At 61.3% G+C, this 16,783-nt stretch carries 12 protein-coding genes and 1 pseudogene; 9 read left to right on the top strand and 4 right to left on the bottom strand.

Translation table 11 applies throughout. From position 1 onward, the window contains the following. Nucleotides 1-5 precede the first annotated feature (5 nt). The 7 genes and pseudogenes from ACA067_RS21240 to ACA067_RS21270 all read left to right on the top strand — a co-directional run bounded on the left by ACA067_RS21240 (nt 6) and on the right by ACA067_RS21270 (nt 6,728). Nucleotides 6-1,502, top strand: a complete 1,497-nt coding sequence (locus tag ACA067_RS21240) for an aldehyde dehydrogenase (protein WP_497458355.1) — start codon at nt 6-8, stop codon at nt 1,500-1,502. Beyond that, nucleotides 1,499-2,464 carry a VOC family protein gene (locus ACA067_RS21245; RefSeq protein ID WP_497458356.1) on the top strand — a complete coding sequence of 322 codons (966 nt, stop codon included), beginning with the start codon at nt 1,499-1,501 and terminating at the stop codon, nt 2,462-2,464. The genes ACA067_RS21240 and ACA067_RS21245 overlap by 4 nt, the downstream gene beginning before the upstream one ends. A gap of 73 nt (nt 2,465-2,537) precedes the next feature. Next, nucleotides 2,538-2,765 carry a recombinase-like helix-turn-helix domain-containing protein gene (locus ACA067_RS21250; RefSeq protein ID WP_497458357.1) on the top strand — a complete coding sequence of 76 codons (228 nt, stop codon included), beginning with the start codon at nt 2,538-2,540 and terminating at the stop codon, nt 2,763-2,765. 21 nt (nt 2,766-2,786) lie between these two features. Then, a complete protein-coding gene (locus ACA067_RS21255; RefSeq protein ID WP_497458358.1) occupies nt 2,787-3,821 on the top strand; it encodes a Rieske 2Fe-2S domain-containing protein in 1,035 nt (344 codons plus the stop codon). Nucleotides 3,822-3,823: 2 nt separating this feature from the next. Beyond that, a pseudogene (locus tag ACA067_RS21260) lies at nt 3,824-3,952 on the top strand (RidA family protein); the annotation flags it as partial. A 3-nt stretch (nt 3,953-3,955) separates the two neighbouring features. Further along, nucleotides 3,956-4,915, top strand: a complete 960-nt coding sequence (locus tag ACA067_RS21265) for a PDR/VanB family oxidoreductase (RefSeq protein WP_497458359.1) — start codon at nt 3,956-3,958, stop codon at nt 4,913-4,915. A gap of 583 nt (nt 4,916-5,498) precedes the next feature. Then, entirely contained in the window at nt 5,499-6,728 is a 1,230-nt protein-coding gene (locus tag ACA067_RS21270; protein WP_497458360.1) for a putative porin, read from the top strand. A gap of 43 nt (nt 6,729-6,771) precedes the next feature. On the opposite strand, the gene ACA067_RS21275 is transcribed toward ACA067_RS21270, so the two are convergent. Next, a complete protein-coding gene (locus ACA067_RS21275; RefSeq protein WP_497458361.1) occupies nt 6,772-8,448 on the bottom strand; it encodes an MFS transporter in 1,677 nt (558 codons plus the stop codon). A gap of 435 nt (nt 8,449-8,883) precedes the next feature. Here ACA067_RS21275 and ACA067_RS21280 point away from each other — a divergent pair, with 435 nt between their 5' ends. Then, nucleotides 8,884-10,599, top strand: coding sequence for an amidase (locus ACA067_RS21280; protein ID WP_497458362.1), 1,716 nt, complete (start codon nt 8,884-8,886; stop codon nt 10,597-10,599). A 146-nt stretch (nt 10,600-10,745) separates the two neighbouring features. On the opposite strand, the gene ACA067_RS21285 is transcribed toward ACA067_RS21280, so the two are convergent. From ACA067_RS21285 to ACA067_RS21295, 3 genes are all read right to left on the bottom strand, one after another. Then, nucleotides 10,746-12,911, bottom strand: a complete 2,166-nt coding sequence (locus ACA067_RS21285; protein WP_497458363.1) for a methyl-accepting chemotaxis protein — start codon at nt 12,909-12,911, stop codon at nt 10,746-10,748. Between the two features lie 282 nt (nt 12,912-13,193). Beyond that, nucleotides 13,194-14,597, bottom strand: coding sequence for a DHA2 family efflux MFS transporter permease subunit (locus ACA067_RS21290; protein WP_497458364.1), 1,404 nt, complete (start codon nt 14,595-14,597; stop codon nt 13,194-13,196). A gap of 48 nt (nt 14,598-14,645) precedes the next feature. Then, a complete protein-coding gene (locus ACA067_RS21295; RefSeq protein WP_497458365.1) occupies nt 14,646-15,371 on the bottom strand; it encodes a GntR family transcriptional regulator in 726 nt (241 codons plus the stop codon). Between the two features lie 150 nt (nt 15,372-15,521). Between ACA067_RS21295 and ACA067_RS21300 the strand changes: the two genes are divergently transcribed. Then, nucleotides 15,522-16,733 (top strand): pyridoxal-phosphate-dependent aminotransferase family protein, encoded by a 1,212-nt coding sequence (locus ACA067_RS21300; RefSeq protein WP_497458366.1) that lies wholly within the window; start codon nt 15,522-15,524, stop codon nt 16,731-16,733. Nucleotides 16,734-16,783 lie beyond the last annotated feature (50 nt).

Below are 16,783 nucleotides of genomic sequence, written 5' to 3' on the forward strand. Positions count from 1 at the left end.
AGTCGATGACTCTCGAACAGACTTTACCGATCTGCATTGCCGGCGACTGGCGCCTGGGGCGCGGCGAGCGCTACGCCACGTGCTACCCGGCCACCGGCGAGGCCGTTGCCTGGCTCAACGCCGCCAGTGTCGAAGACGTGGAAGACGCCGTGCAAGGGGCGCATCAGGCGTTTTTGCACAGCGGCTGGGCGCAGCGCAAACCCCACGAGCGGGCCAGCGTGCTGTACCGCATCGCCGAACTGATCCGCTCGCGCAGTGAAGAACTGGCGCAATTGCAGCGCCAGGACAACGGCAAACCGATCAACGAAACCCGTGCCCTGGTGGCCAGCGCGGCCGGCACCTTCCAGTTTTTCGCCGCGGCCTGTGAAACCCTCGAGGAAACCATCACGCCATCCCGTGGTGACTTCGTCAGCATGAGCGTCTACGAGCCGATGGGCGTGATCGCCGCGATCACCCCGTGGAACTCGCCGATTGCCAGCGAAGCGCAGAAGGTCGCTCCGGCCCTGGCGGCGGGCAACGCGGTGGTGATCAAACCGGCGGAAATCACTCCGCTGATGGCCTTGCAACTGGCGCGCATCTGCGAAGAGGCCGGGTTGCCCAAAGGTCTGCTCAGCGTGTTGCCGGGCAAGGGTTCGCTGCTCGGTGATGCCTTGACCCGCAACCCGCTGGTCAAGCGCGTGTCGTTCACCGGCGGCACCAGGACCGGCAAACACATTGCCCACATCGCCGCCGACAAGATGATGCCGGTGTCGCTGGAACTCGGTGGTAAATCGCCGACCATCGTCCTCGATGATGCCGATCTCGATCACGCGGTGGCCGGCGTGCTATATGGCATCTTCAGCTCTTCGGGCGAAGCCTGCATCGCCGGCTCGCGACTGTTTGTCGCCCGCGCGCTGTACGAACCGTTCATGGCGCGCCTGGTGGCGGCGGCGGCCGAGTTGCGGGTTGGTGATCCGGCGGACGAGCGCACGCAGATGGGCCCGTTGATCAGCGCCGGTCACCGCGAGTCGGTGGAGCGTTATGTTGCACTGGGGCTCGCTGAAGGTGGACGTCTGCTGCTGGGTGGCCAACGCCCGAGCGGCGGTATTTACGACCAGGGTTACTACTACCCGCCGACCATCCTCGAAGGCTTGAACAACCGTCAACAGGTGTGCCAGGAAGAGATCTTCGGCCCGGTGCTGGTGGCCATGCCGTTCGATGACGAAGCGGCATTGCTTGAGCAAGCCAACGACAGCCTGTACGCCCTCGCCGCCGGGATCTGGACCCGCGATTACAAACGCGCCTGGGCCCTGGGTCGAAAAATCCAGGCCGGCACGGTGTGGATCAACACCTACAAGCAGTTCTCGATTTCCACCCCGTTCGGTGGCTGGCGCGACAGCGGCCTGGGCCGTGAAAAAGGCCGCCTGGGCATCCTGCAGTACATGGAACAGAAAAGCCTTTATTGGGGCATGAATCAACAGCCACTGGCCTGGGCCGGTGTGCAAACGGAGGTTGGGTTATGAGCGTCTTGGGCATTGATGAAGTCACCTATGGCGTCGAGGACCTCGAGACCAGCGTGCGGTTCTTCAGCGACTGGGGCCTGAGCAAGGTCAGCGAGCAGCCTGACGAGGTGATCTTCGAAACCCTCAACGGCTGCCGCGTGGTGCTGGCCGATATCAACAAGGCCGGCCTGCCACCGGCCATCGAAGCCGGCTCGACCGTGCGCGAAGTGGTCTGGGGCGTCGAAAGCGACGCCGACCTGAAGCTGTACAGCGAGCGAATCGCCAACGATCCGGGCTTCATCGAAGCCAACGGGCGTATTGGTTGCACCGACCCCAATGGCCTGGCGATCCGTCTGCAAGTGACCCGCAAGCGAGAACTGCAGATCGAATGCAGCGGCCACAACACCTGGCAAACCAAAGGCCGGATCAACAAGGCCGCGCCGATCTACGACCGTGCCACGCCGATCGAAGTCGGGCACGTGGTGTTTTTCGTCAAGGACGTCAACGTCTGCGAAGCCTTCTACCACGAGCGCTTCGGCTTCCAGGCCTCGGACCGCTATCCCGACCGCGGCGCGTTCCTGCGCACCGCCGAAGAAGGCGGCCACCACGACCTGTTCATGCTGCAACTGCCCGCCCCTCGCGCCGGCCTGAACCACGTTGCCTTCACCGTGCGCGATGTGCACGAAGTGTTCGGCGGCGGCATGCACATTTCCCGCCGCGGCTGGGCCACGGAAATCGGCCCCGGCCGGCACCCGGTGTCGTCCGCGTTCTTCTGGTACTTCAAGAACCCGGCCGGCGCGCTGGTCGAATACTACGCCGACGAAGACCAACTGACCGGCGAATGGCAGCCACGCACCTTCGAACCCGGCCCGACGATATTCGCCGAGTGGGCGATCGCCGGCGGCATCGATGGCAATACCCGACGCCAGCAACATGTCGAAGCGCCGCAGGGCAAGTTCCTCACCGACAAGCCGAAACCCTGAGCGAACACGACGTACGACTTTATTCCCGTGCGCGAAATGATCCGCGAACGGGTACGCAATGGAGGTCAATGAGATGAGCAATACCGAACCGTACCTGGAGCCCCATCAGGCCCGTAAACGGCCCAATACCCCGTTCGAAGAGTTGCTGGGCGACTCCATCGAACGCGCCTTCGGCAATGGCGTGACCGAGCTGCCCGACCTGCTCGCGCACCTGAACCGGGCCGGGCCGCCCTGCCCGCTGACCAGCGGCGAGTGGACAACGGATGCCTATAAAACCCTGATGGCTCGGCTGGGCGAATGACCCGCCGGAGGACAATAAGAAATGAACATGAATACAACCGTCGATCCTGTTGAAAACCTCTTGGCCAATGGCTTGAAGAACCTGTGGTTCCCGGTGCTGCCTTCCGATCAGCTGGGCGAAAAACCCGTGTCGATCCGTCGCCTGGGCTACAAGATTGCCCTGTGGCGCGACAATGACGGCAGCGTGCATGCCCTGGAAGATCACTGCCCGCATCGCGGCGCGCCGTTGTCCCAGGGCCCGGTGCTGGGTGACCGCCTGCAATGCCCTTATCACGGCGTCGAAGTGCGCTGTGACGGCACCGTCACCAAAGTGCCCGGCAGCCCCGGTTGCAAACTGGAAGGCAGCCGCCCAACGCGGATGTTCCACACCCGTGAAGCCGCTGGCGCGATCTTTCTCTACAACGCCGTCGACCCGCACGTGGACACCCCGCCGGAACTGGTGCTGCCCGAGCAACTGACCTCCCCCGAATGGAGCAGCTTCCTGTGCTATGCGGAGTGGAAAGGCGACTACCGCTACGTCATCGACAACGTCATGGACCCGATGCACGGCACCTACCTGCACAAGATGTCGCACTCCATGAGCGAAGGCGAAGCCACGGCCAAGTTCGTCACCCGCGACACCAACCACGGTTTCTTCTTCGAGAAGGAAGGCCAGCGCGGGGTGAATTTCGACTGGACCGAATTCATGGACAACAGCTGTCACTGGCTGCGTCTGGAAATCCCCTACCCGAAAACCGGCGGCCCGGGCGGCAACTTCACCATCATCGGCAGCTACACGCCGAGCAGCCGTGCCTTGTCGGCGGTGTTTCACTGGCGTTGCCGTCCACTGACCGGCTGGCAGCGGGACACCTGGCGCTTCCTCTACAAGAACCGTCTGGAAGCCCGGCACTGGGCGGTGCTGGAACAGGATCGGGTGCTGCTCGAATTCATGGAGCCGGACGCCAACCAGCGGGAAAACCTGTACCAGCATGACCTCGGCGTGGTGCGCCTGCGCCGCTACCTGAAAAATGCGGCCAAGGCCCAGCTGGAGCTGATCGACGCGAAGCAGTTGCCATGAACGCAGGGCAAGGGGTGTTCCCGACCTCCACGCTGGTTGAAGTGAGCGCGCTGGTGTTTCCTGAACTGCGGGTGGAGATCGAGGCCGGCGCGCGTCTCGATCTCGATTTGCGAACTGTCGAAAAGAGGTGACCGATGTCCCATTCCTCCCCCCTCACCGCGCTCGTGCATACCCTGCGCTACGAAGCCGAAGGCATCATCAGCGTCGAATTGCAGCCGTATGGCGACACCGTCTTCCCCCCGTTCGAAGCCGGCTCGCACATTGACCTGCACCTGCCCAACGGGCTGGTGCGCAGCTATTCGTTGCTCAACTCGCCGAGCGATCGCGGCCGTTACGTGGTCGGTATCCTGCGCGACCGCAACAGCCGTGGCGGTTCGGAATATGTGCATGGGCAATTGCGGGTCGGCATGCAATTGTCGATCTCGTCGCCGCGCAATAACTTCCAGCTCGACCTGAGCGCCAGACACAGCGTGTTGGTGGCCGGTGGCATCGGCATCACGCCGATCTACTGCATGTTTCGCCAACTGCTGGCGCTGGGAAAATCCGCCGAGCTGATCTATTGCGCCCGTTCACGGCAGGAAGCCGCGTTGGTCGAAGAACTCAGCGGCCTGAGCGCCACCGTGCTTTATCACTTCAACGATGAAAAAGGCATGCCGCCGGACTTGAGTGCCTACCTGGCCGGTCAGCCGGGTGACACACACTTCTATTGCTGCGGGCCGACGCCGATGCTCGATGCCTTCGAAAGCACCTGCGAAGGCCTCGGTTATCCCCATGCCCATATCGAGCGTTTCGCGGCGGCGGAGCTGCCGCCGTCCGCAGATGCGCAGAGCAGTTACAGCGTCGAGCTGAAAAAAACCGGCAAGACCCTGTCGATCGAGCCGGGTTTGAGTTTGCTCGACGTGTTGCTCGAGGCGGGTTGCGACATTGAATACAGCTGTCGCGAAGGGGTGTGTGGGTCGTGCGAAACACGGGTCCTGGAAGGTGATGTCGATCATCGCGACGGGGTGCTGACCAAGGCCGAGCGTGCGGCGAATAAATCAATGATGGTTTGTGTATCGGGTTGCAAGAGTCGCCGTTTGGTACTCGACTTATAACCGCCGTTGTATTTCATCTGTTAAACGGGCCGACAGTTTTGTCGGCTTTTTTTTGCGCGTCCACTGGTTTGGACGCCACTTCATTTTCCAGCTTGGGCACGGTCCCCCTGTAGGAGCTGGCTTGCCAGCGATGATCGTCAACGATAACGCGTGTGATCTGGTTAAACGCGGCGTACTTGAGTCCATCGCCAGCAAGCTGGCTCCTACAAGTATTGCGTTATCTGTGTTTCCACGTGCGAGACCTTTTTATGCGAGTCGAGTGAGGGCGCACACATAACGTGCACTTTCGTTACTCTTTAAAGCTTACGTTTCACGGGCAATACAAGGAAATGCGTTCCCCATATAAACCATTGTTTTTACTGATTTTATTTTATGAATAAACACCTCGACACAGTTGGCATAGATTCTGCTCTATTCCCCTCAAGTTCATAGATCAAACGCCGTATCACCTACGAAACAGCAAAAACAAAAACGCACTCCAATACCGCAACACCCGAAGTCACTCGCCCATTGCCACTTTCAAGGCAAGCGGAAAAGTGTTGCCGGTCACTTTGTAGCGCTCAATATTGCAGGGGAAGTGAGCATGAAGAATTACGTGATATGCCTGGGGCTGATGATGAGCAGCTGCGTCAGTTTCGCCGGCGAACCCGGCCCTGCCGCGCCCGTGACATCGACTCCCGGTAAAAAGCCCTTCCCGCACATCGCCTGGCGCAGCGATGATGGCCAAAGCAGCCTGGATATCGGCGGCGCCTTGCGCACCAACTATCGCGACGAACATTGGGACACCACCGAAAACAATGGCCGGTTTCTTTTCGATACTTTCCGCATCGACATCCAGGCGAGCTACAAGAACCTGTTCAGTGATGTCGGCTACTGGTTCCAGGACGACGGCAAACGCTCCATTGATCGCGGCTTCGTCGGCTACCGCTTCAACACCAATTCAAACCTGCAACTGGGCGCGCCGTTCAAGCCATTCGGCCTCGAACCCTACCCGCAATTCGGCTGGAGCTATCACCTGCCCTTCTTCATGGGGTATGGCGTCAGCGCCGGTTCGGGTTTGAAGTACAGCTACAAGGACAAGGACTGGGACCTGCAACTGGGGTATTTCCCGCGCATGATGCCCTCGGACATTCGCTACTCGCCGGAAGTCGGACGCTACGCCGACCTCAAGGACAATGCGATCCCCTTCACCCAGTCGCGCCAGGACAACGAAAAGCACAACCAGATCAACGCCCGCGTCGCGCGGACTTTTGTCAACGACGGCTGGAAAGCCGAGGTCGGGGCCTCGGTGGCCGCTGCCCAGCTGTACAACGCCACCACCCGGGATGACGGTGATTACTGGGCCGGCGGCATCCACGCCGTGATCAATGCTGGCCAATGGACCGTCAGCACCCAGGGCATCCGCTACGAGTACGACCCGAAAAATCCGGCCGGCGTCAGCAACGACTCGGTGCTGATGGGCGGCAACGGCCTGACGCCCGCGTACCTGATCGCCTCCAAGGCAACCATTGCTTCGCTGAACATCGGTTATGACATTCCGACGCCGAAGTTGGGGCAGTTGAAGAAGATCAAACTGTACAACGACTACAGTCGCATGATGAAAGACCAGAGCGGTTGGGACGACTCGCAGATGTACACCGTCGGCGCACAGTTCCTGGCGATGCCGATCATGGCGTGGGTCGACCTGACCTGGGCGAAAAACGCCAACCCCTACGGCGGTGCGGAAAATGGCACTGGCTTTACCAACACCAGTTCGATCGGCAGCAACGAGTGGTACTACCGGACCAACATCAACATCGGCTATTACTTCTGATGGGTGTTGCCCTCTCCCCCGCGGGAGAGGGCAAACGCCAGGCTCAGGTGTGATGAATGTCCCGATCCTTGGTTTCCGGCAGGAAGAAAATACCCAGGATGGCCGTCATCACCGCGATGATGATCGGGTACCACAGCCCGTAGTAGATATCACCCGTGGCCGCGACCATGGCGAACGCCACCGTGGGCAGGAAGCCGCCGAACCAGCCGTTGCCGATGTGGTACGGCAGCGACATCGAGGTGTAGCGGATGCGCGCCGGGAACAGTTCCACCAGCCAGGCGGCGATCGGGCCGTAGACCATGGTCACGTAGATCACCAGGACGGTCAGGAGCAACAGCACCATCGGGTAGTTGGTCTTGGCCGGGTCGGCCTTCTCGGGGTAGCCGGCTTCCTTGAGCGAAGAACCGAGGGTCGCGACGAAGGCGTCGTTCTTGGCCTTGAAGTCGGCGGCCGGCATGCCGGTGCCCTCGAAGCTCTGGATGACTTTCTCGCCGATGCGCACCTGCGCAACGGTGCCCGGCTCGGCCTTCACGTTCTCATAGGGTATGGCCCGCTTGGCCAACACAGTCTTGGCCAGGTCGCAGGAGCTGGTGAATTTGGCCTTGCCCACCGGGTCGAACTGGAACGAGCACTGGTCGGGATCGGCAATCACCGTGACCGGATTCTTCTCCTGCGCGATGAACACGTCGGGGTTACCGTACTGGGTCAACGCATGGAAGATCGGGAAGTAGGTCAGCGCCGCGATGATGCAGCCGGCCATGATGATGCCCTTGCGCCCGATGCGGTCGGACAGGCTGCCGAAGATGACGAAGAACGGCGTACCGATCAGCAGCGAGCCGGCGATCAACAGGTTGGCGGTCTGCGGGTCGATCTTCAGCGTTTGCAGGAGGAAGAACAGCGCGTAGAACTGCCCGGTGTACCAGACCACAGCCTGGCCGGCAGTACCGCCGAGCAAGGCCATGATGACGATCTTGAGGTTGTCCCAGCGGGCGAAGGATTCGGTCAGCGGCGCCTTGGAGGACTTGCCTTCGGCCTTCATTTTCAGGAACACCGGCGACTCGCTGAGTTGCAGGCGGATGTACACCGAGACGATCAGCAGCAAGATCGACAGCAGGAACGGAATCCGCCAGCCCCAGGCCTCGAAGGCTTCGGTGCCGAGGATGGTGCGGCAGGCGAGGATCACCAGCAGCGAAAGGAACAGGCCGAGGGTCGCGGTGGTCTGGATCCACGAAGTGAAGTAGCCGCGCTTGCCCTTGGGCGCATGTTCGGCGACGTAGGTCGCCGCACCGCCGTACTCACCGCCCAGGGCCAGGCCTTGCAACAGGCGCAGGGTGATCAGGATGATCGGCGCTGCGACCCCGATGGTCGCGTAGCCGGGCAGGAAGCCGACGATGGCCGTGGAGATACCCATGATCACAATGGTGATGAGGAAGGTGTGCTTGCGTCCGATCATGTCACCCAGTCGGCCGAACACGATGGCGCCGAAGGGGCGTACGGCGAAGCCCGCGGCGAACGCGAGCAGCGCGAAGATGAAGGACGTTGTCTCGTTGACCCCGGCGAAGAAGTGCTTGGCGATGATCGCGGCAAGCGAGCCGTAAAGGTAAAAGTCGTACCACTCGAACACGGTGCCCAGGGACGAGGCAAAAATGACCTTGCGCTCCTCCTTGGTGAGCCCGTGGTGGGACGCGCTGCCCGTGGTTGTACTGTCGATTGCGGCCATGAGTCTTCTCCGTCTTTGTTGTTATTTATAGGCCGGAGTACCCCACTACCTCTCTGCCGCACCCTGGCCCTGGGGCTGATGTCATCGGATTACGGATTGCGCAAAGCATGCACACAGGTTGACGACCTCGCATTGCTGCAAGGTTTCCTGAAGCATAATCGGCTTCGCGCAGATATCCACTCGACGGCGACAGTTACTTGCCCGGCATCGACCCTTTTCGGCCAGAAATCCACACGGGCGGTCGAAGCGTTTCACCGATACCCGTGCTTGGTGTTAAATAGAACGCTCAGAGTGTCAGCCCGGCCCTGTCGCGTAATGCACTGCCACGAGAACCGTTATGAACCCCCATTTTAAGAACAGTGATGTCCTTGCCTCGCAGATCCAGCGTGACGAAAACACTCACCGCATCCCCCATCAGCAGCCAGTGGTAACCGCATGATCGAGGTCACCGAAGTCTCCATTGCCGAACTGCGTGCGGCGCTCGAATCCGGCCGGACCACCGCGGTCGAGCTGGTCCAGGCCTATCTCGCCAGGATCGATGCCTATGACGGAACCGACACCCCCACCGCCCTCAACGCGGTGGTGGTGCGCAATCCCGATGCCCTCGTGGAAGCGCAGGCATCCGATGCCCGTCGGGCCAAAGGCGAGACCCTGGGTCCGCTCGATGGCATCCCCTATACGGCCAAGGACAGTTATCTGGTCAAGGGGCTGACCGCAGCCTCGGGCAGTCCGGCATTCGCCAACCTGATCGCCTATCGCGATGCGTTCACCATCGAGCGGCTGCGCGCCGCGGGGGCGATCTGCCTGGGCAAGACCAATATGCCGCCCATGGCCAACGGCGGCATGCAGCGCGGGGTCTATGGCCGCGCGGAGAGCCCGTACAACGCCGACTACCTCACCGCCCCCTTTGCCTCTGGCTCGTCGAACGGCGCCGGGACTGCCACCGCCGCCAGTTTCGCCGCCTTCGGCCTGGCTGAAGAAACCTGGTCGAGCGGACGCGGACCTGCGTCGAACAATGGCCTGTGTGCCTATACGCCGTCGCGCGGAGTGATCTCGGTGCGCGGCAACTGGCCGTTGACCCCGACCATGGACGTTGTGGTGCCGTTTGCCCGAACCATGGCCGACCTGCTCGAGGTGCTCGACGTGGTGGTCGCGGAGGATCCCGATACCCGCGGCGATCTGTGGCGGATGCAACCCTGGGTGCCGATTCCGAGCGTCGCCTCGGTGCGCCCGGCCTCCTATGCATCGCTGGCGGCGGATAGCGCCGCGCTCGCTGGAAAACGCTTTGGCGTTCCGCGCATGTACATCAACGCCGATCCCGAAGCGGGCACGGCGGATGCGCCGGGTATCGGGGGCCCGACCGGGCAGCGGATCAACACCCGGCCCTCGGTGATCGGACTCTGGGAAGAGGCGCGCCAGGCACTGGAAGCTGCGGGGGCCGAAGTGCTCGAGGTCGATTTCCCGATGGTCTCCAATTGCGAGGGTGATCGTCCGGGTGCACCGACGGTGTTTACCCGGGGCCTGGTGTCCAAGGAGTTCCTGCATCATGAGTTATGGGATCTGACGGCCTGGGCGTTCGATGATTTTCTGCAAGCCAACGGCGATCCGCAATTGAATCGCCTGGTCGATGTCGACGGGCCGCTGATTTTCCCCCACGACCCGGGGACCCTGCCCAACCGCGAGGGCGACCTGGTCGCGGGCATGGACGAGTATGTGCGGATGGCCGAGCGCGGCATCACACCCTGGGACCAGATCGCCACGGTGCCGGATGGTCTGCGCGGGCTGGAACAGACCCGTCGAATCGACCTGGAGGACTGGATGGATCGACTGGGCCTCGATGCGGTGATCTTCCCGACGGTAGCCGATGTCGCGCCAGCGAATGCCGACGTCGACCCGCAGTCCGCGGATATCGCCTGGAGTAACGGCATCTGGGTCGCCAACGGCAACCTCGCCATCCGCCACCTGGGTGTGCCCACGGTCACCGTGCCGATGGGCATCATGCCCGACATCGGCATGCCGGTCGGGCTGACGTTTGCCGGTCGGGCTTATGATGATTCGTCGTTGTTGCGCCTGGCGGCGGCATTTGAGTCGACGGGAACGAAGCGCCTGATTCCGCCTCGGACTCCGCCGTTGGCAAGTGGCAAAAAATAACAGCGGTGTGTTGGCTTGCCCCTGTTTAGGGCATTACACCGATCACCTGTAGGAGCGAGGTACATCCGCAAGGACTGGTCGGCTGTCGAGGCGCCTTCGCTGGCAAGCCAGCTCCCACAGTGTGATCTGTCCGCTCCCTCCCGTCTTCAAGCCGCCGCCACCCGTTCGTTGTTGTTAGTCACTTCAAACTGCCCCACCAGTTTTTGCAGTTTGTTGGCATTGAGCCTCACGGTTTCGGCACTGCTCTGCAGCACTACCACCGTCTGGCGCATCTCGGTGGAAGACTGGTCGACCTGCCGGATCGTCCTGCCATAATCGAGGCTGTGCTTGTTGAGCTGCTGAATGATCGCAAACATGCTTTCCACGGCCTGATGCAACTGCACGTTTTCCGAGGAGGCATCTTCGGCCAGGCGCAGGCTGTTATCGACGTCCTTGACCCCCTCCTCCATGAACCTCACGGCTTTTTGCGTTTCGCCCTGCAGGCCTTCGACCATCTGCCGAATATCGTCGGCCGCCCGTGACGTGCGTGAGGCGAGACTGCGTACCTCATCGGCCACCACCGCAAAGCCTCGCCCATGCTCACCCGCGCGCGCCGCCTCGATGGCGGCATTGAGTGCCAGCAGATTGGTCTGGTTGGTGATGTCGCTGATCAGGCTGGTGATGTTGCCGATTTGCGTCATCCGGCTGTCGAGCAGCTGCACGCTTGAAGAAGAGCGCTCGACCACATCCCGAATCGACTGGGTGCCTGCCTGCACCGCGAGAAACTGTTCACGGGCACGGGTGACGACTTCGTCCATCACCTGCTTCATCTGCTCGGCACTGGCCGAGGCTTGCTGGATCTCGCCCAACTGGTCTTCAACGATAATCATCATGTGATGCACCGCTTCGGCCACCTCGGCGGAGGTGATGCCGGCTTCCTGGCTGCGGCCCAGCATCATCTGATTGGTGGTGCCGACGTTGCGACTGGCCTTCACCACTTGCCCGACCACCGAGTCCAGATGGTCGATGAAACTGTTGATCCAGCGCCCCATGTCACCGGTCTCGTCGTTGGCCATGGTCGTGGGGTCCAGGCGCTGACGCAGGTTGCCCTCGCCCTCGGCAATGGTCCTGATCACACTGGTCATCCCGTCCAGCCGGGCCGCCAGTCGCTTGGGCCCCAGCAGACTGAACAGGAGTGTGGCGCCGACCATGCTCACGACTTCGACGGCATCGATCAGGCCCTGGGTCAGGCCACTGTAATGCTGGACCATGAAATTGCAGGCAAACAGTCCGGTCATGGTCGCCAGATAGGGCTTCATCAGGCCATGGCTGAGTGAGCGTCGGCGGTAGACCTCCTCCAGGTCGGCCTCACACATCATGCCCCAGCGATCGGGCGATCCTGGCAACTGGAAGGTGACGCCCTTGCCGACCACGGGAACGTGCCGGTAATCCGAGTAACCGGGATAGGTCACGAACAGGTTGGAGCCCTTGCGGATGGTCTCGCGTACACCCGGGTGCAGTTGCTGGGTCGCCGGGTCGGTAAAGCGCAGTTCCAGTTCGGTGTGGCGCTGGATCTGTACGGTCTTCCACGGTGTGTGCACGCCGCTTTTGAGGTTTTCACCGTGGGTAAAGGTGCCGTCCTCGAAACGTGAGCGCGACAAGGCGGTCCCCGGCTCGATGGCGGGATCAAATCGTGATTGCGCCATGAACAGATAATTGTCGCCGGACTCGGCAAAAATGTGCCCGGCCTCGCGCTGGATAAGATCGCCCAGCACATCGTTGGGCACGCGACCACAGAGGCAGCCAAGGACTTTTCCATCGGCCTTCAGGGGCTGATAGAACATCAAGGTGACTTCATCGTGGAAGCGTGAAGAGGATGGACCGATGGGCAAGGTCAGTGGATCGCGGTAAGGACCGTGGAGAAACGGCGCCTTCAATCCTTCGGCCAATGCACGGGTGTGCTCGAGCCGGGTGTTGCCCCGCCGGTTCCAGGTCGAGACGATGACGCTGCCGGCAGTATCAACCACAAACAACTCGGAAAAATCTTCCGCCTGGCGCAGCTTGTCCATCAGCGTTGTACTGTCGAGACGGGCGAAATCACGGCCGAGATGGTCTGCCAGTTCAGCCAGGTGTTCCCACTGTTCGCGGGTCCAGTTGTGCAGCAACTGTACGCGGGTTTCAGCGATGGCTTCGAAGGTTTGCTCGATCACCGGGTACGCCGACCGATTGAGCCGGCACGACCAGCCCATGGCTATTTTTCCGGTTTTGCCGAACCAGGGTAACCAGCTTTTCTCGCCAGGGGATAACTGCATGGCATTACTTGATAGCGACATTTACTTCCCCGACCACGACGTTCAGTTGGGAAAATCAGTAGCAAATACCAGGCCAGTTCGTAAGCAGGCTAACCATTGCTCCGGGGGCTGCGCAGGGCTCCAGAATGCGCAATCCCATGCTTCAACTCAGTGCGCCAATCGTGACATGCCCTGGAAAAGCGCTGACAAGCTGAGCATCGCGTCCTCCAGCAAACGGCAGGAGCTATGGCAAGATCAAAAGATCGCAGCCTCGCTTCGCTCGACAGCTCCTACAGTAATCGGGGCGTACACAGATCCCTTGTGCTAATCCTTGGCTCCGTCGCGCTGCAACACCGACTCGCCCGCCTGTGGCGGCAGCCGCAGGTTGTCCAGCAAGGCGATGGCCGCCAGCACCGCCACACAGAGGAATGTCAGCTGAAAGTCGCCGGTCTCGGCCTGCCCGGTCGTGCCATGGATGTTCATCGCCAGACGCAGCAGCAACGCGCCGATGGCAACCCCCATCGCCATGCTCAACTGGAAGAACATGCTGAACAGGGTTGAAGCGTCGCTCATCTGCGCCTTGGGGATTTCGGCAAAGGCCAGGGTGTTGAACACAGTGAATTGCATGGAGCGTGACAGGCCACCGACGAACAGGATGAACAGTATCAGCGCCGGACTCATGTGCTCGTCCAGCAACGCACACGCCGCGATCGCCAGTACGCCGAGGATGCCGTTGACCATCAACACCGGACGAAATCCCCACCGTTGCATCACCCGGGTGGTGAAGGGTTTCATGGCCAGGTTGCCGGCGAATACCGCCAGTACCAGCAACCCCGCGTCGAATGCGGAAAGACCGAAAGCCAGTTGAAACATAAGCGGCAGGAGAAACGGCAAGGTGCTGATGGCGATGCGGAAAATCGAGCCCCCGCCCAGGCAGACGCTGAAGGTACGAATACCTGTCACACCCAGCACCAGCAAGGGTTGCGCATGTCGACGCATATGCCGCCAGGCAAAAACCCCGAGCACCCCACCGGCAGCACTCAGTGACAGCCCCTGCAACCAATCGGCACCGCTTTGCCCGAGCATCTCTACGCCATACAGCAATGCCGCACTGGCAATGCCGACCAGCACAAAGCCACTGAAATCGAACGTCCTTGAACTGACCTCATCCCGTTTCGGAATCAACACCAGCGCGGCAATCAAGGCCAGCACACCCAACGGCACATTGAGGTAGAAAATCCACGGCCAGGAGGCATGGGTGACGATGAAACCGCCCACGGGAGGCCCGAGTATCGGGGCCACCAGGCCAGGCCAGGTGATGAAGGAGATCGCCCGCACCAGATCTTTCTTCTCGGTCGTGCGCAACACCGCCAGGCGCCCCACCGGCACCATCATCGCGCCGCTGATTCCTTGCAGCACACGGGCGGCGACAAAGGTTTCCAGGCTGTCGCTCAACCCGCACATCAACGACGACAGGCTGAACAGCACGATCGCCGAACTGAAGACCAGGCGCGAACCGAAGCGATCGGCCAGCCAGCCGCTGATGGGAATGAACACTGCGACAGCGAGCATGTAGGCGCTCATGCCAATGTTCACGTCCACCGCCGCGACGCCGAAGGTCCGGGCCATGTCCGGCAAGGCGGTGGCGATCACGGTGGCGTCGAGGTTCTCCATGAAGAACGTGACGGCGACCAGCAGGGCAATCAGGGTTGAGCGGCGTTGAGACATCGGGCATTCCTGTTCGACACTGTATGCGACACCCCCGGATTCAGCTCCCTAGCGGCGAATGGAGTCCGGGTGCTCGGCATCATCGCGGACCATCAGCATGATGGCGTCGCGCTTTTCCAGCAGGTGGTGGCGAAGAATGCTGCTCAAGCGTTTGCTGTCTCGCGCTTGTAAGGCCTCGATCATTTCTTCGTGATCGTGCAACGCCCTGTCCCACTTCGGCGCCTGCTGGTTGGACAGAAAACGCAACGCCTGGATGCGGCGGTTCAAGGACAGGTAGACCTGGCGCAGCGCCGAGTTGCGTGCGGCCAGGTTGATAATGTCGTGGATGGCCCGGTTACGTTGAAAGTAGCCCGGAAGGTCGTTCTGGTTCTTGCTGACCACCATGGCGTAGTGCAGCGCCTTGATCTCCTCCAGCTCCTGGGCCGTGATGCGCTCACAGGCCAATTCGCCGGCGAAGGCTTCGATCCCGCTCATCAGCTCGAAGGTCTCGCGAATTTCCAGTTCCGACATGCGCGCGACACTCGCGCCGCGGTTGGGGTTGATCTCGATCAGGCCCTCGACCGCCAACACTTTCAGCGCCTCGCGCAACGGAGTCCGGGAGATGCCCAGGGTTTCGCAAAGCTCGCGTTCGTTGAGCTTCTTTCCCGGCGCCAACACACCTTCGGTTATGAAGCTGCGCAGGTGCTCGACCACCGTGTCGTGCAATCGCTGGCGCTCGACCTTGGGCATGAGCCGGGGGCTACCGAGCTCAGCAAGCTGGTCATTATTTTGCATTCAAAATCCTCTTTTGCATCGCTTTAAGGCCAGGCCTTGTTCGAAATCAGTCCAGCTATTGCCCAATATTAGCGCAATTATAGCGTTTGACACAGCAAGATGACCTGCTAACGTATTTTGAATTCAAAATACAAAAAACAGGAGTCACCCATGCTGAAGCTCGATTTCCACCCCGCCGGCCGCCACTTTCTGCAAATTCCAGGGCCCAGCCCGGTGCCGGATCGCATCCTGCGCGCCATGAGCTATCCCACCATCGATCACCGTGGCCCGGAGTTCGGGGAGCTGGGGCTCAAGGTGCTGGAAGGTATCAAAAAGATTTTCAAGACCCGTCACCCTGTCGTCATCTACCCCGCTTCGGGCACCGGTGCCTGGGAAGCGGCACTGTGCAACACCTTGAGTGCGGGCGACGAAGTCCTGATGTTCGAAACCGGTCATTTCGCCACCCTCTGGCAGAAAATGGCCCTGAGCCTGGGGCTCAAGCCGCAATTCATCGGCCGGCCCGGGATCGAGGGCTGGCGCGGCGGGGTCGATGCCTCAATGATCGAAACGCACCTGCGCGCCGATGGCGGTCACCGCATCAAGGCGGTGTGCGTCGTGCATAACGAAACCAGTACCGGCGTGACGTCGGATATCGCCGCGGTGCGCCAGGCTATCGACGCCGCCGGCCATCCGGCGCTGCTGTTGGTCGATACCATTTCCGGCCTCGCCAGCGCCGACTATCGTCATGACGAATGGGGTGTGGACGTCACGGTGTCCGGCTCGCAAAAAGGCCTCATGCTCCCGCCGGGCATCAGCTTCAACGCCCTGTCGCCCAAAGCCATCGAGGCCAGCAAGACCGCCGGCCTGCCCCGCAGTTTCTGGTCCTGGGACGAAATCGTCGACATGAACCAGACCGGCTACTGGCCGTACACCCCCAACACCAACCTGTTGTATGGACTGTCCGAGGCCCTGGACATGATCCTCGGCGAAGGGCTGGACAACGTCTTCATCCGCCACAACCGCCTGGCCCATGCCTGCCGCACGGCCGTGAACGCCTGGGGCCTGGACATCCAGTGCGCCGATCCGGCCGTCTACAGCCCCGTACTGACCGGTGTCATGACCCCCGACGGCATCGACGCCGATGTCGTGCGCAAGACCATCTACGAGCGCTTCGACATGTCCCTTGGGACGGGGCTGGGCAAGATGAAAGGCCGGATGTTCCGTATTGGCCACTTGGGTGACTGCAACGATCTGATGTTGATGGCGACACTGACCGGCTGCGAAATGGGCTTGCAAATGGCAGGGGTAAAACTCCAATCCAGTGGCGTGCTGGCAGCCATGGATTACCTGGGAGGGCAAGCCGTGCCGCTGCGGCGCGAATGATCTGAAAGCGCTGCGGCCTCTGCCGCAGCGCGTTGCTCCGACTAACTATC

Source organism: Pseudomonas sp. LBUM1674 (genome assembly GCF_059695635.1).

Coding starts and splice junctions, on each gene's coding strand:
- ACA067_RS21240 (WP_497458355.1), top strand. CDS start 6: ATGACTCTCGAACAGACTTTACCGATCTGCATTGCCGGCGACTGGCGC.
- ACA067_RS21245 (WP_497458356.1), top strand. CDS start 1,499: ATGAGCGTCTTGGGCATTGATGAAGTCACCTATGGCGTCGAGGACCTC.
- ACA067_RS21250 (WP_497458357.1), top strand. CDS start 2,538: ATGAGCAATACCGAACCGTACCTGGAGCCCCATCAGGCCCGTAAACGG.
- ACA067_RS21255 (WP_497458358.1), top strand. CDS start 2,787: ATGAACATGAATACAACCGTCGATCCTGTTGAAAACCTCTTGGCCAAT.
- ACA067_RS21265 (WP_497458359.1), top strand. CDS start 3,956: ATGTCCCATTCCTCCCCCCTCACCGCGCTCGTGCATACCCTGCGCTAC.
- ACA067_RS21270 (WP_497458360.1), top strand. CDS start 5,499: ATGAAGAATTACGTGATATGCCTGGGGCTGATGATGAGCAGCTGCGTC.
- ACA067_RS21275 (WP_497458361.1), bottom strand. CDS start 8,448: ATGGCCGCAATCGACAGTACAACCACGGGCAGCGCGTCCCACCACGGG.
- ACA067_RS21280 (WP_497458362.1), top strand. CDS start 8,884: ATGATCGAGGTCACCGAAGTCTCCATTGCCGAACTGCGTGCGGCGCTC.
- ACA067_RS21285 (WP_497458363.1), bottom strand. CDS start 12,911: ATGTCGCTATCAAGTAATGCCATGCAGTTATCCCCTGGCGAGAAAAGC.
- ACA067_RS21290 (WP_497458364.1), bottom strand. CDS start 14,597: ATGTCTCAACGCCGCTCAACCCTGATTGCCCTGCTGGTCGCCGTCACG.
- ACA067_RS21295 (WP_497458365.1), bottom strand. CDS start 15,371: ATGCAAAATAATGACCAGCTTGCTGAGCTCGGTAGCCCCCGGCTCATG.
- ACA067_RS21300 (WP_497458366.1), top strand. CDS start 15,522: ATGCTGAAGCTCGATTTCCACCCCGCCGGCCGCCACTTTCTGCAAATT.